Annotated in this window: 14 protein-coding genes and 1 pseudogene; 4 read left to right on the top strand and 11 right to left on the bottom strand. The window is 61.2% G+C overall.

Annotated features, from left to right (window positions below; all coding sequences use genetic code 11):
* Window positions 1-5: 5 nt before the first annotated feature.
* Genes X733_RS141130 through X733_RS0135535 form a run of 6 tightly spaced genes read right to left on the bottom strand, consistent with a single transcriptional unit; the run spans window position 6 to window position 5509 of the window.
* Entirely contained in the window at window positions 6-680 is a 675-nt protein-coding gene (locus X733_RS141130) for a type IV secretion system protein (protein WP_245274501.1), read from the bottom strand.
* Between the two features lie 50 nt (window positions 681-730).
* Entirely contained in the window at window positions 731-1645 is a 915-nt protein-coding gene (locus tag X733_RS141135) for a hypothetical protein (protein ID WP_245274500.1), read from the bottom strand.
* Window positions 1609-4017, bottom strand: coding sequence for a VirB4 family type IV secretion system protein (locus tag X733_RS141140; RefSeq protein ID WP_031193916.1), 2409 nt, complete (start codon window positions 4015-4017; stop codon window positions 1609-1611). The genes X733_RS141135 and X733_RS141140 overlap by 37 nt, the downstream gene beginning before the upstream one ends.
* 2 nt (window positions 4018-4019) lie before the next feature.
* Entirely contained in the window at window positions 4020-4328 is a 309-nt protein-coding gene (locus X733_RS141145; RefSeq protein ID WP_023819753.1) for a type IV secretion system protein VirB3, read from the bottom strand.
* A gap of 5 nt (window positions 4329-4333) precedes the next feature.
* Window positions 4334-4642 carry a TrbC/VirB2 family protein gene (locus X733_RS141150; protein WP_023819752.1) on the bottom strand — a complete coding sequence of 103 codons (309 nt, stop codon included), beginning with the start codon at window positions 4640-4642 and terminating at the stop codon, window positions 4334-4336.
* Between the two features lie 12 nt (window positions 4643-4654).
* Window positions 4655-5509, bottom strand: a complete 855-nt coding sequence (locus tag X733_RS0135535) for a lytic transglycosylase domain-containing protein (protein WP_032911436.1) — start codon at window positions 5507-5509, stop codon at window positions 4655-4657.
* A gap of 89 nt (window positions 5510-5598) precedes the next feature.
* Between X733_RS0135535 and X733_RS1000000167315 the strand changes: the two genes are divergently transcribed.
* Window positions 5599-6138, top strand: coding sequence for a hypothetical protein (locus tag X733_RS1000000167315; protein WP_155924268.1), 540 nt, complete (start codon window positions 5599-5601; stop codon window positions 6136-6138).
* Window positions 6138-6737, top strand: a complete 600-nt coding sequence (locus tag X733_RS141155; RefSeq protein ID WP_023819749.1) for a thermonuclease family protein — start codon at window positions 6138-6140, stop codon at window positions 6735-6737. Before X733_RS1000000167315 ends, X733_RS141155 begins: the two co-directional genes overlap by 1 nt.
* Here X733_RS141155 and X733_RS141160 read toward each other — a convergent pair.
* Together X733_RS141160 and X733_RS01000000166560 are read right to left on the bottom strand one after the other, a co-directional pair.
* A complete protein-coding gene (locus X733_RS141160; RefSeq protein ID WP_081740738.1) occupies window positions 6694-6978 on the bottom strand; it encodes a hypothetical protein in 285 nt (94 codons plus the stop codon). The two genes, X733_RS141155 and X733_RS141160, sit on opposite strands and share 44 nt — an antisense overlap.
* 97 nt (window positions 6979-7075) lie before the next feature.
* Window positions 7076-8467, bottom strand: a complete 1392-nt coding sequence (locus X733_RS01000000166560; protein WP_081740735.1) for a DUF1173 family protein — start codon at window positions 8465-8467, stop codon at window positions 7076-7078.
* 813 nt (window positions 8468-9280) lie between these two features.
* On the opposite strand from X733_RS01000000166560, the gene X733_RS141165 reads away from it, so the two are divergent.
* Together X733_RS141165 and X733_RS141170 are read left to right on the top strand one after the other, a co-directional pair.
* Complete coding sequence (locus X733_RS141165) at window positions 9281-9712, top strand: DUF2384 domain-containing protein (RefSeq protein ID WP_023755433.1); 432 nt, start codon at window positions 9281-9283, stop codon at window positions 9710-9712.
* Window positions 9709-10191 (top strand): RES family NAD+ phosphorylase, encoded by a 483-nt coding sequence (locus X733_RS141170; RefSeq protein WP_023819746.1) that lies wholly within the window; start codon window positions 9709-9711, stop codon window positions 10189-10191. Before X733_RS141165 ends, X733_RS141170 begins: the two co-directional genes overlap by 4 nt.
* A 180-nt stretch (window positions 10192-10371) precedes the next feature.
* On the opposite strand, the gene X733_RS141175 is transcribed toward X733_RS141170, so the two are convergent.
* The 3 genes and pseudogenes from X733_RS141175 to X733_RS0135525 form a co-directional block, all read right to left on the bottom strand.
* On the bottom strand, window positions 10372-11139 hold the full coding sequence (locus tag X733_RS141175; RefSeq protein WP_023819745.1) for an ABC transporter ATP-binding protein: 768 nt from the start codon (window positions 11137-11139) through the stop codon (window positions 10372-10374).
* A gap of 25 nt (window positions 11140-11164) precedes the next feature.
* The gene (locus X733_RS141180) at window positions 11165-12163 is read right to left on the bottom strand and encodes an ABC transporter substrate-binding protein (RefSeq protein ID WP_023819744.1); all 999 of its coding nucleotides are present in this window, start codon (window positions 12161-12163) and stop codon (window positions 11165-11167) included.
* A 57-nt stretch (window positions 12164-12220) separates the two neighbouring features.
* A pseudogene (locus X733_RS0135525) lies at window positions 12221-13220 on the bottom strand (ABC transporter permease).
* Window positions 13221-13241: the final 21 nt, after the last annotated feature.

The following is a 13241-nucleotide window of genomic DNA, read 5'->3' as shown; positions in this document are numbered from 1 at the left end:
CACCGTCATTGGCCGGACTTGTATTCGAGCCCCCGCGAGGCCTGGGTGATCAGGTTCATACGATCGATGTTTTCCTGATTGGCGGCCGCCGTAGCTGTGTTCACCGCGCCGATCAGCTCGTTCACGGTCAGACCCGTTTGCACCATGATCTGGCTGTTCTGATCGATCGAGCCCTTGATGTCCTGCGCCGTGCCGATCCGTTGAGCGCCCGACTGAAAAGCGCTGGAACGGGTCTTCACCCCATTTTGCGAGGAGTCGACCAGCCCGGTGACCGTGGCCGCGACGTTCACCAGGGCGCTGTAGTTCTTGTCCATCTGCGTCGTCTGGCCATTGATCAGGCCCGAAATGGTTTTCACCAGCTGCAAGCCATTGATCATGTTCGAAACGATGCCCTGCGATCCATTGCCGAGGCCGGCGAACGACAACGAGCCGCCCGAGATCACGCTACCAAGCGAAGGCGCGTCCCCCATGGAGAAGCCGCCATTGCCCAAGGCCATCTGCGCGAGCTGGCCGGCCTGGCTCGACCGGTCGCCAGTGACTGCCTGCAGCGTCTTTTGCGTATAGTTCATGATGTTGCGGTCGGTGCTGAGGATCTCGCTCGTGGCCGACGCAATCTGCCGAGCCTGTTCCAGATTAGCCTCGTCGATCGTAGGCACCTGCGCAAAGGCGATGCCGCCCAAGCCAAGCAAGAGTGCCGCTGTTAACGGAATTCCACGCATAGCGCTTTCTCCTATTGAGCCTGATATTGCTTGACCGCCGACATCAGTTCGTCGGTCGTCATTGTCACGGGAGCGCGGTTCGCGTCCCTTTGGATTTGCGAAAGCACGGGCGAGACGTTTTCAACCGTGTCGGTCGTGCGCGGCGCCGTGCATGCGCTGTCCGTCGAGGGGCAGCACGGGTTGCCGGCCGTGCCGCCGCCGCTCGTAGCCCCGGGACAGCTCGTCGGGCCACCCGAGCCAGGCGGCGGGGACGCGGGAGTGGGCACCACCAGGCCGGAGGATCCCCGACTTGTCAGTGTGGCAGTGCCGATGTTTCGCACGTTGAAAGCTTGGGCGAAGAACCCTGTCGCCTGGATCACCTCGTTGAAGGTCAGCCCGCCTTGGGCGCGGATTGCGCTGTTGCGGTCGAAGGCTTCCATGACCGTTTTGTCAGTCCCGATATCCTGACCCATGGTCTCGAAGGACTGCCTATTGGGGGCCACCGTTGACATGCTGCCATTCATGCCGCCGAGAACCTGACCGGTGATATCCAACTGGCCCCTTTCGCCGGCATTGCCGCCGACAGCGCCCGATCCCGACCCGGTCGAGGCGAAAGCCGAAGAACCCTTGATGTCCGGATTGGCCTGTTCCAAGGACGCCTGGCCACTCGCCGGATCGACCGAAGCCTTCGGGCTCTTCACGTTCTGCGCCTTTTTGGGTGTCGTTACCGAGCAATTGACGCCCTGCGTGGCGGACTTCGTGTCCTCCTGGATGAGCTTGATCTGAACCTTGTCGGCCTTGTCCTCGCTCCGCTGCGACAGAATAGGGCTGTCAGAAACCGGCACGGCCGGCATGGCCGTCGATCCCGCGAAAATCGTCACAAGGGCGGCCGTCGTGCCCATAATGGTCTTCATTCCGGGTCCCTCCCAAGAAAGATTGGCAACCAAACCTGCGGATCGTCGCCGACGCGCGCGCGTAGCGCGTCGAGCTCCTGAACCGTCTCAATTCGACCGGAGAGGATCTTGATCGCGTCAGGCATCGCGCCCAGATTGAGGCGCGCAATGACGCTGTCCTGGTCATGCTTGATCAGGAATTTGCGGGCTTCAGGCGGGGTTTCGCGGATCCATTTGATCTCGCGCCCCGACAGCCCGAACGCCCTGTGCGCTTCCTCGTCGGCCTTCGGGTTGGGGAAAAAAATATTGGTCGGCGTCTGTTCGATCAGCGTGTTGGCGATCGATGACTTCACAATGTCCGCCGCTGACTGCGTGCCGAAGCCAACGATGCCATTCAGCTTACGAATGGTTTTCAGCTTGTCCTTGATGAAGTAGCTGAAAATATCATTGTCCAGCAGCTTCCAGCCTTCATCGAGGAAGATCATGACCGGTTGCCCGTCAAGCAGCTCCTCGATGCGATGGAAGATATAGAGCAAGGCCGCCGTGCTGGTCGTTGCGTCGCTCAACACGCTCGTCATGTCGAAGCCGAAAATGGACGACATCGAAAACGAGTCTTCCGCGTTGTTGAACAACCAACCGCGCTGATCGGGCCTCATCCATGGCTGCAAGCGCGAATAGAGATCGTCATCGCCGGCGCGCATCGCACCGCGCAACAGCTCGGCGAACTCCTCCATGGTTCGACCTTCCGGCGCGCTCGCCACCTGGGCGATCGCGTTGCGGATGACTTGCTCCTCGCGCGTCGAGTGGGCGTGTCCGTCGGATCGACGCAGCATGAAGCTGAAAAGCTGGAAGAGAAATTCCCGGTTGCGCGGCGTATCGGGCAGGCGCAACGGATTGAAGCCGGAAGGCTCGCCGGCCTTCAAAACCTCATAGCGGCCGCCAAGCGACCGCACGAAGATATCCAGGCCACGGTCCTTGTCGATCATCACCAGCTTGGGGCGCGGCGTGATGCGCTGCGCCTGTGCCGCGAGAAAGCCGAGCAGCACCGTCTTGCCCGAGCCCGAGGGGCCGTTCAGAGTGAAGTTGCCGAGGTCTCGAACATGGAAGTTGAAGAAGTAGGCCGTTTGCGACGTCGTCTCGAGGACGCTTATCGGCGTTCCCCAATGCACCCCGCCAGTCCGGCCGCTCGGATAGTTATGAAAGGCGGAGAAGCCCGCCATGTTCTTCGATGAGATCATCGACTTGCGCGCCACATAGGCGAAATTGCCCGGCAGGGTGGCCCAGAACGCAGGTTCACAATTCAGGTCCTCGCGAACCCACAGGGCGGATACCTCGGTCAGCGCCGTGCCGACATCGGTCACGCAGCGCGCCACGTCGTCCATGGTCTTTCCAAGGCACAGCACCGTCAGATGATGCAAACCATAGAGCGCTTCCGAAGACAAAAGCTCATCGCGCGCTTCACCAAGTTGATCGGCCACGATCGAGCCTGCTTCATCCGACATGTCGATCTTGCGCCCGACCCGCTCCATCTGGGTCAGTGCCTGGGGCTTGTCGATGATGGCGAAGGATTGCGTGACGATGAATTCGTGCGGCACCTTCAGCATGGGGTTGAGCATCCCCGGTCCCGTGATCGAGGGGTACTCGCCTACCGAAATGATGGCCCCGTATCGCGTTTCGCCAGGGAACGCCCCGCGGATTTCCAGCGCATTCGGGCCGAAGAACAGCCGCTTTGTCGCTAGCGCCTCCGCGAGTTTCATGCGCGGCAGTGCCATCGGCCGCGGAAATCCGCCATTGACGAGCTGCACCAGGAATTCCAGCGGCTCGGAATGCCAAACGTCACTGCGCTTGACGACGGTGAGAACCCGCGCGCCATAAGCCTGCAGGCTCTCTTTGACGGCTTTCATCACGTCCGTGAGTTCGATCAGCGCCCGCTCCTCGCTCGAAGAGCGACCGTCCGCAGCCCTTCGTCCCAAAAGCTTGCGGATCACGAGATCCGCCGTCCCGACCGTGCCTTGCAGCTCGCGCCGCACGATGGTCAGGTAGATATCGTTCACAAACATGCGCTGGGTGCGCAGGGCCGCCGTATAGCGCTGGTCCAGCTCTTGGCAGAACTTGTTTTCGAAGCTCGACTCGATCGCGGGCTTCACCTCGCGGCGCACGATATGCGAGTAGATCGCATAGCGGGAATTCGCCAACCCCCGAATGAGATCGTTGCGGCCGAGCAGGCGCGAATTGATCTCGGCGATATCGATCGTCTCGAAGCACAGTCCGCTCATGTGAACGAAGGACATCAACATGCCGTCCTGCGTCTTGATCACCTCGTCGGACACATGCCGCGAATAGGGTATATGGGCCGAAACCGGATTCTCCCGACGAGACACGGCCCCGAAACTCAGTTCATCGCGAAGAGCCCGCGCGATCGCCACGGTCACACCCGATAACTGCGCGCACCCCAGAAGCTGGCGCTTCGGGGCGGCGTCTTGCGTGAACGGATGAACATGATCTCGATGAACATGGGATCGCGCATGATCGCGATCCTGGCAACCGCATAGAGCGGCACGCAGATAGAGAGCATGACCAGATTATGGGTTGCGAGGAACACGACAGCGGTCAGCACGCCGATGAACCCGGCAAGCTCGTAGGGAATGCCGAGCACCGTCGGCGCTCGGGTCAAGCCCTTGACCAGCGGAGTGATCAACAATTTGGGCTCGCCAGGATCGATCCGGCCGTCTGCCATGCCGATCACCTGCCGACCGCGGATTGAAAGAATTCGACGATCTGAGCCGAGCCGAAGACCAGCACGATACCCAAGACCCAGCTTCCGGCCACAAACCATGACAGGCGTGCCGCCCAGGCCATGAAGCCCATGAAGATGCAGAACAGAACGGCCAAGGCCGTCGCGATCGGACCGGTCAAGGTCTGCACCAACGTCTGCAGCGTGCTTTGCACCGGCTGGAGATTTCCGCCCCCAGCCATCGCCTGCGTTGCCAAGAGCATGAGCGGCATCGCCACACCAGTGCTGCGTGCAGCAAACATCTTCCACAAAGTCATCAAAGCTTCTCCTCAGTCAAAGTTTTGCACCATACCGCCCTGCCAGACCGGCGCCGTCGCTTCGCGAGACGTCATTGTGCTGCCATTGCGGGAGTTGGCGCGGGGTGTCGGATCATTTCGTTGATCCTCTGCGCCGGCCGCAGCCGGTTGAGCACCGGCCGGGTCAAGGCTTACCGCCCCTGCGGGCATCACCGCCTCAGACCCGACCGATGGCCATTGGTAGAAATCGTTGATGACGTTGGCGACATAGCCAATCGTCTCGGGGTAGGGCGGGACGCCCTTGTATTTGAGAACCGCGATCTCGCCGGCATTGTAGGCGGCGAGCATGTATATCGGGTTCGGAAATTTGCGATGCAGATCCCGCAGAAAGCCGATCCCACCTTTCACATTATCCGCGGGATCGCAGATATCGACCCCGTAGCTTGCCGCCGTGGACGGCAGAAGCTGCATCAGGCCGTAGGCCCCTTTGGGCGATAGCGCACCGGAATTGAAGCGGCTTTCGGCCCGGGCAACCGCGAGGGCGAGGGGCGGGGCAAAGCCTTGCTCGCGCGCGACCGTTTCGACGATCCGCTGTCCTTCTTCCTTCGACAGGGCAGCGACGCCGGGGCAGGGGTTGTCAGCCAAGGTCGGTGTCACCGTAGCGGCCGCGCTGTCAGCGTCGCCCGGCGCACCGACCCGCTGCACGCCCTGGCTCTCAACCTGGTAGGCCGGCATCACCCGGCCATTCACGTCGACGGCAGCATTAACGCTGGTGGCGGGAGTCGTAACGCGGTCCTGGAATCTTTGCGAAGCTTCCTGTGCAGACGCCGCTTGGCACGTCACCAGGATCGCACCCGCTGCAAGTACCGTTTTGCGGGATCGAATCATTAAAATAATCCTGCGCCGTTGCCGATTCTGGAATGCTGAATTAATACAATGATTCGATGAACTGCAATCGCGAAATTGAGGCAGACACAATGAAAATGAGCAAGGTTCTTCCCGTTGTGGCGTTTTTGCCGACCTTGTCGGTTTTGTCGGCGGCGCCGGCCCATGCTGATGATTTTGGCTGCAAGGTCTTGCTGTGCATCCTCAACCCGCAGGGTTGGGCGAGCGTCGGGGAATGTGTGCCCCCGGTCGAGCGCGCTTTCCGTATGGTCGCGCATGGGGAGCCCTGGCCCCAGTGCCCGGAGGCCGGCAGTTCCGGTCGTATCGGATATGAGAAATTCAAACCCTGCCCGGACGGCACGATCGCCGTCTCGCCCGAGACGGAATCGAGCGGAAGCGACAACAGCTCTCGCTCACAAACCGTCTACAAGCCAGACAGCAACGGCGCTTTCTGTGCTGCGCGGAATGCAACGAATGCCTCTTGGGGCACGAACCCGAGAGGTTCGGGTTACGGTGCGCGTCCAACATCGGCCGTGACGCGGCGCGAGCAGAGGACGGAGCCAAACTATCTCGATCTCACGACGACCGACGGCAAACAACGGTTCTGGTTCAATCTGAGCAGGTATCAATAATGAAACCTGGCTTCGCCGCCGCCGGCATTCTCGCGGCCGTCCTCGCCAGTGTTCCGGCACTGGCCGAGGACAAATCCAATCCCTGGTTTCCGATCCCCGCCACAGCATCGTTCAGCACCGGCGACACCTGGACCTATGTCGGTGAGACCCACCGTCTCTACGGCGTTCAAGCCTGCCTGCGAGGCACATATTTCACAAATAGCGCAGGGGGACATGTCGATTGCGGGGAGGCAAGCCTTGCAATGCTCGTGTCTCTCATCCGGGATCTCAAACCTCAATGCTACACGGCCGCCTGGCAGACCGCGACCAAAACGCGCTTCGTCGTTTGCGTCGCGCAGCCTACTTCAGGATCCGCGGCCGGTTCTCGCATCGATCTCGGCACGGCGCTGATCTCGACCGGCTGGGCGTTCGCGGCCGTCACTCCGAACGGCGCTCCGGTCCATGCTCCTTATATCGTTGCGCAGGAGGTCGCTAAAAAGCAGCACCTTGGCCTGTGGCAGTTTGCCGACGTGCCCGATCCGAATGCCATCATCCTCCGCGATATCCGAAACGCATCTAACCAGGCTGGTCAGTCTTCGAATCCGCCTGCAAATCGATAACTGGTCCCCGGCGCGTTGGATCATACTGTACGTTCTGCTGAGGCCATCGCCAAACCACGAACGCGACGGCAAGCGCAATCGCCGAAATCAATCCGAGAACAATAGCCGCGACCAGCCCCGGCTCTCGCCAAAACGATAGACTGTCCCACTGGTTCAAAAGCCGGGCGCCGGACAGCACCAAAATGAGGACTGTTGCTATGACGATGCCCGTTCCCGGATCCATGTCGAATTTCTTCAGCATCGCTTTCTCCTTTTCGCACTCCCTGGTCACGGCCCCGATCAACGATCGCCTCCAGCGCAAACGCCGGCGCCAGACGCAAGCTCAGACGTAGCCTGCCCTACGGGGGCGCCAGCCGTCGTCCGCGCTTCGTCGCGCTCACGGACCCTCGCCAACCGCATCGAATCATTGCCGTCATCTTGTCTTTCGCTTGTTCACGATTTTTATGTCCTGGCTGGGTCCAATTACAGCTGCAGCCTCGCACGCGCTTCGGCTTTTCAGTTGTTCGGTCGATATTCCAAAGCCTGCCTGCCGGGCGGAGGCGAAAGCCGCTGCTGTTTGCCCGGTAGCGCCGGCCGGGGGCCGCTTGCGTCCCAGCGCCAGTCTCGAGCTCGCAGCTTGAAATCAGATGGTCGAATTCCGCCCGTACCGCCTCGTTAGCATCGTGCGGTACGACAAAAAGCGCGGTTCCCTGCTGGTCAACATCAGTCAGAAGACCGAACGCCATGGGCACCGACGGCACGACGTTGTAGCGCATCGTTTTCACAAACCGCCGATGCTCCCCGGTCAGGACCTCGATCAATTCCTTTTCGTCGTTGTGCTGAAACGGAATCCAACTCTCAGTCACGTTCATAAAGCCGATTTCGTCGATCGCCAGAATGCCGGACGGCATCTGCATGACCGTCGCGATGGTGATCAGGTGCGAATTTTCGTGCAGTCGCCACAGGTCGAATTCTGCTGCAAAGCGCTTCGGCACTGCCCTGAACATTTTCTCATCCATGAAGAGCTGCGCGTCGGGCATATGCTTGATCGACAGCTTGCCGCCAAACCGGGCAGGACCGAGCGATTTCACAATGCCGATCACGATCTTCTTGTGCTTCGCCTTGGCTGCCGCCGCGAAAGCCCGCACCCGATCCGCTGCCAGGCGATCCTTGTGCTCAGGGGAGTACATTGCCGGCATAAACAGCAGCTCGCGCAACTGGAACTTCTGGCTCGACTTCGCATCGGCCGCGCCCCAAAGAAATTTCCGGACCAACCCCCAATTTCTTTTTCCCACAAAGCCGGGTGCCATCAATGTCAGCTCCGCCTCTTCCCAGAGATAGTCGAGCAAGCCTCGCAGCGTGAGCTTCTTCGGATCGGCCTTCACAGTATGGTGGGAAGCCCCCTCGCCGGATGATCCCTGTCGCGCCTTGCCTTGTGTCAGTGCGAAGGCCAGCTTCAGCCGCGCCGCCTCCGATGCAGGATCCTCGATGATTGCTTGACCCAGGATCTCCGCCTTTCCCGACAGTGCAAGGGGCAGTTCATAGCGATCACAGTCGACCGCATCCTTGCCGGTGTTCGGCATGCGCTTGATGATCAATTCCTCGCCGACGGCGGCGATGTACATCGGCACCCCGGGATGCCGACACAAACACAAGACGCGAGCCTGCTGATCCCGCGCCTGACGCAAGAGCGTCTGAATTTCCGGGTGCTGGGGGCCAACCGTGCGACCCAGAACAGCAAAGTCACTCATAAGGTGCCATCCGACTTAAGATTGTTCGCCTTATGATTAAATCATTGAACCGATGTTTCGTTCAACCCATTGGGTTCAACGATGCTTCCCATGGATTGACAGTGGTTAACCCAGCAGACTCGAATGGGCTGATGTTTCGGGTAGGCGACGATAGAGCCGCAAGCAGCGGCTGTGGCGGCGATGTAGCCGTCCGCGGCGTCCTGGGATGGTGAAACATGCTGACAATCCGGTCCTCGACTTAGACTGTTTCATCGATGGCGTGCATGAAACGCGGTCTGTCCTCGTGCCGGATAATCCGACGAAGCTACGCCACTATGGTGACCTCTCAAGACCGGAACCGCGCGCTTGTGACGTTCTGTAATGTGGCGCACGAATTTGTGCCGTTTTATATGATCTTTGGAATCCTATTCGTCGCCAAGGCGTTGAAATAAGATCAAACAGGTAAAATCGTTCGGTGGTTTCCTCCCATTTTCCACCGGACGGTGTTCCTCCCTGAAGGCTTTAACCTTCTTTGGCCGGGCCGTATCCGAGCCCGGCCATTCTTTCTTCCGGGCTTCCTTGTTCAGCGCTGGCGCAAACGCGTTTTCCTGGTGTCAATCATTCGCGACCAAGGCGGTTCGCACTCGCCGCCTTAGCGCTTTTTCGAAGGCTACGCAGGCGAGGTGTCGGTGGGACTGATGCTGCTGGCGGGCGCCAAAGGCTAACACGTGACAGCAAGGATCGCAGGGTGATCGGATCGGTTCGCGCTGACGCAGGGACTTGCAGGGCGCATCATGTGAGGCTATATTTTGCCTCACATGAATGGAGAGTGGAATGCTGGCGTTCGGAAATGTAGCCGACGTGTTGGGGCTGCCTGCTAAGGAGGTGGCGGCGCGGTCGCCATTCGGACTGATCTCCCGGATCGAGAATGGACTTCCCATTGGGGTGGTCGAGCGCGTTGCCCATCTCGTTGCCCCGGGAGATGCTCAGTTCAAATACCGGCTGATCCCCAAGGCAACCTACGAGCGGCGCAAGACGGCGCATCGCCTGTCGTCGGATGAGGGCACACGATTGGCCCGTGTGGCGCGGGTCTGGGGGCTTGCTGTCGATGTCTGGCAGAACGAAGAGGAAGCACGCGATTTCTTGTTTCGGCCGCATCCGATGATTGAGGACAAGCGACCGATCGACATCGTTATCCTCAGCGAGTTCGGCGCCGAAATGGTGGTCGATATCCTCGGAGGTCTGAAGTATGGCAGTGCTGCGTGACGGCGCAGACTCTCGATCGCACGCTATCGTCCTTTCGTATCGGTGATCCGGCCGGCACCTACCCGATCTTCGATGCGACCGGCTCGATAATCGCGCCAGGACGATGGAACACGCCCGGAAGTCCTATCATCTACACCAGCGAGCACTATTCGACGGCCTTGTTGGAAAAGCTCGTGCATGGCAGCGGCAGACTGCCGCCCAACCAGCACTACCTCGAAATCACAATCCCGCGCGGGCTGAGCTACGAGGTCTTTTCCCAGCCGTCACTGCCCGGCTGGGACACGATGCCGGCGACGGTGAGCAAGGGATTTGGCGAAACCTGGTGTTTAGAACGGCGCAGCGTCATCCTGCTGGTGCCGAGCGTCGTGGCGCGTCTCGATAGCAATGTGCTGATCAATCCAGCGCATCCGGAGTTTTCAAGTATCCAGACGAGTCTCCATCAGCCTGTCTACTGGGACCGGCGGCTGTTTGGCGCGTAAGGGGAGGGGCTTTCTGCGCCCTACTACTCCAGAGCTATCGCATATGGGCTCAAAGCGTCGAGATATCGTCTTTTCATGCGTAGGACCGATCGCGCTTGAGCATTCCTCAGCGGTTTTTCTTGCCCATCCCGCGGGGGTACCACACCGGCCAATAGAGATGGGCTAATCCGTTCACTTCCGTCAGTGCAGGCCAAACTCGCGCAGCAACTCTTCACGGTAGCGCACGAAGCGGCTTTCGCTGCGGTCGCGCGGGCGAGGCAGGTCGACGTCGATGAGCCGCGCCGCGCCGCCCTTCTCCCTGGGCAGGATCAGCACCCGGTCGGCAAGGTAGATCGCCTCTTCCAGATCATGGGTGACCATGACCATGGTGACGTTCTCCTCGCTCCAGATGCGGGCGAGTTCCTCCTGCATGCCGATCTTGGTCATGGCGTCGAGCGCGCCAAGCGGCTCGTCGAGCAGAAGGATCTCGGGCTGGACAGTGAGTGCGCGGGCAATGCCGACGCGCTGGGCCATGCCGCCGGAAAGCTGCCGGGGAAAGGCGTCGGCGAATTCGGCGAGACNACCGACGAGCGCGATGTAGAAGCGGGCCTTCTCCTCGGCGTCCGCCTTCGCGACGCCCCGCACCTCGAGACCGAAGGCCACATTGCCGAGTACGGTCAGCCAGGGCAGCAGGCGCGGTTCCTGGAAGATCACCGCGCGCTCGGCGCCGACGCCATGTACCGGCTGGCCGTCGATCGCGACGGCGCCGCTGTCGGCAGCCTCCAGCCCGGCCAGAATGCGCAGCAACGTGGTCTTGCCCGAGCCGCTGGCGCCGACGATAGCCAGGCATTCCCCCGAACGAATGTCGAAGTTGAGCGTCCGCAGCACGGCAAGCCGGCGCCCGCCGAGGCTGAAGGATTTTGAGAGGTCGCGGATCGAGACCTCTCCGCCACGGTTGGAACCGGTCATCTCATCTCTCTGTTATTTTCAGGGCTCAATTGGTCTTGGTTTCGCCGCGCCGATACAGGATGTCGGCGGCCTTCAGCTTTCCTTTGGCCAGGCGGCCGTCACGTTCCAGTACGGCCACCCAGAATTCGATGTCCCGGTCGGTCGCGTGCGCACCTTCACGCAGACCGAAGCCGGTCCAGTAGCGGGCGAGATCGCCGTTTTCGCCGCGCTTGTTGAGGATATTGGCCAGCACCTTGCGGGCTTCGTCCGGGTTCTGGCGCGACCAGTCTGAAGCGCGCGCCGACTGTTCGACGAAGCTGCGCGCCGCATCCGGATTGGCGGCAATGAAGTCGCGCCTGAGCACCACGAAGCCGCCGGCGAGTTCGCCGAGCACCTGGGTATCGTCGAACACGCCGCGCACGCCACCATTGGCGACCAGCGCGCCGGCAAAGGTTGCCTGCCAATAGCCGAGCCCGGCTATGTCGACCTGGCGCGAGCGCAGCGTCTGCTCCAGCTGCGGGCCGGGCACGACGACGAGGTTGGCGGCGTCCGGCGGCAGGCCGATGCTGTGCAGGGCCTCGCGCACCGTATAGTCGAGATGGGCGCCGAGCGTGTTGACCGAGATGGTCTTGCCGGCAATGTCGGCGATCGATTTGATCGGGCTGTCCTCCAGCACGTAGAAGACGCTCTTGACGTCCTTGTTGATGCCGTTGCTCGGATAGGCCGCGACGAAGTCGTTGCCGCCGGAGATCGAGTTGATCACCGCCGCAGTGGCGGCCGAACCGATGTCGACGCTGCCTGAAGAAAGCGCAAACAGCGATTCCGGCCCGCCGCCGGAATAGCCGACATTCTCCAGCTCGACGCCAAGCCCCTTGAAGTAGCCGAGCTCGTCGGCCAGCTCATGCGGAGAGATGCTGCCCCGGCTGGCGAGATAACGGAATTTGACGGCTGCGGTCTCGGCGAAGGCAAGGCGCGGCAGGCCGGCGGCAATCAGTCCGGCGGCTAGCGGTGCGCCGGCAAGCAGGGAACGGCGAGTGACTTTCATGATCCGGTCTTTCCTGGGTTGAGAGTAGGCCTGATTTTGAGGGGGGACTTGAGGTGCTCAGTTGACTGGATTGCTCCAGCGGCAGAGCCGCCGCTGGAGGGCGACCAGCGCCTGGTTGGCGATCAGGCCAAGCCCGGCCAGGATGACGATTGCCGCAAACATCAGCGGGATCTGGAAATTGTACTGCGCGTTCATCACCTGGAAGCCGATGCCCTTGTTGGCNATTGCCGCAAACATCAGCGGGATCTGGAAATTGTACTGCGCGTTCATCACCTGGAAGCCGATGCCCTTGTTGGCGCCGATCATCTCGGACGCGATCAGGAGCAGCAGCGCGGTGGTGGCGCTCAGCCGCAGACCGACGAAGATCGACGGCACGGCGCCCGGCAGCACGACGCGGCGAAACACGGTGAGCCGGCTCGCGCCGTAGACACGGGCCATTTCGAGCAGCTTGGGATCGACTTCCTTGACGCCGCTGGTGGTGTTGAGCAGCAGCGGAAACAGCGTTGCCCAGAAGATGACGAAGATCTTCGAGGTTTCGCCCAGCCCCAAGAGCAGGATGAACACCGGGTAGAGCGCCAGCGCCGAAGTCTGCCGGAATACTTGCAGGATCGGATCGAGCGCTGTTTCGACCGGACGCACCTGGCCCATGAACAGGCCGAGCGGGATGGCGACCGCAACTGCTGCCGCAAAGGCAATGCCGGCGCGCTGCAGGCTGATGGCGATGTCGCCGAGCAGGCTGCCGCCGGCAAGCCCCTTCCAGAGAGCGGTGATGATCATGTCGATCGGCGGCAGCACCGCCGCGTTGACCCATCCGACGCTGCTCGCCACCTGCCAGAGCGCCANTGATGATCATGTCGATCGGCGGCAGCACCGCCGCGTTGACCCATCCGACGCTGCTCGCCACCTGCCAGAGCGCCAGGAAGCCGGCAAGCACGCCGTAGCGCTTCAGGAAGCGAACAGCAGCCCGGCCGCCGAGGCGCAGAAAGTCGGTGCCGAGCCCGGTTTCGCCACCACTGCGGCGAACCGTGATTTGCCGATCGATGTGCTGCAACGTCATTGCTTCACCCCTTCGATGCCA

This window comes from Mesorhizobium sp. L2C066B000 (assembly GCF_000502335.1).
Lineage (GTDB): Bacteria > Pseudomonadota > Alphaproteobacteria > Rhizobiales > Rhizobiaceae > Mesorhizobium.
Note: the sequence above shows the minus strand (reverse complement) of the source record. Positions and strands in the feature narration are given on the sequence as shown.

What these genes read in the sequence shown, in the direction of transcription:
- X733_RS141145 (WP_023819753.1), bottom strand. Translation starts at nt 4,328, where the DNA reads ATGGCAGACGGCCGGATCGATCCTGGCGAGCCCAAATTGTTGATCACT.
- X733_RS141150 (WP_023819752.1), bottom strand. Translation starts at nt 4,642, where the DNA reads ATGACTTTGTGGAAGATGTTTGCTGCACGCAGCACTGGTGTGGCGATG.
- X733_RS0135535 (WP_032911436.1), bottom strand. Translation starts at nt 5,509, where the DNA reads ATGATTCGATCCCGCAAAACGGTACTTGCAGCGGGTGCGATCCTGGTG.
- X733_RS1000000167315 (WP_155924268.1), top strand. Translation starts at nt 5,599, where the DNA reads ATGAAAATGAGCAAGGTTCTTCCCGTTGTGGCGTTTTTGCCGACCTTG.
- X733_RS141155 (WP_023819749.1), top strand. Translation starts at nt 6,138, where the DNA reads ATGAAACCTGGCTTCGCCGCCGCCGGCATTCTCGCGGCCGTCCTCGCC.
- X733_RS141160 (WP_081740738.1), bottom strand. Translation starts at nt 6,978, where the DNA reads ATGCTGAAGAAATTCGACATGGATCCGGGAACGGGCATCGTCATAGCA.
- X733_RS01000000166560 (WP_081740735.1), bottom strand. Translation starts at nt 8,467, where the DNA reads ATGAGTGACTTTGCTGTTCTGGGTCGCACGGTTGGCCCCCAGCACCCG.
- X733_RS141165 (WP_023755433.1), top strand. Translation starts at nt 9,281, where the DNA reads ATGCTGGCGTTCGGAAATGTAGCCGACGTGTTGGGGCTGCCTGCTAAG.
- X733_RS141180 (WP_023819744.1), bottom strand. Translation starts at nt 12,163, where the DNA reads ATGAAAGTCACTCGCCGTTCCCTGCTTGCCGGCGCACCGCTAGCCGCC.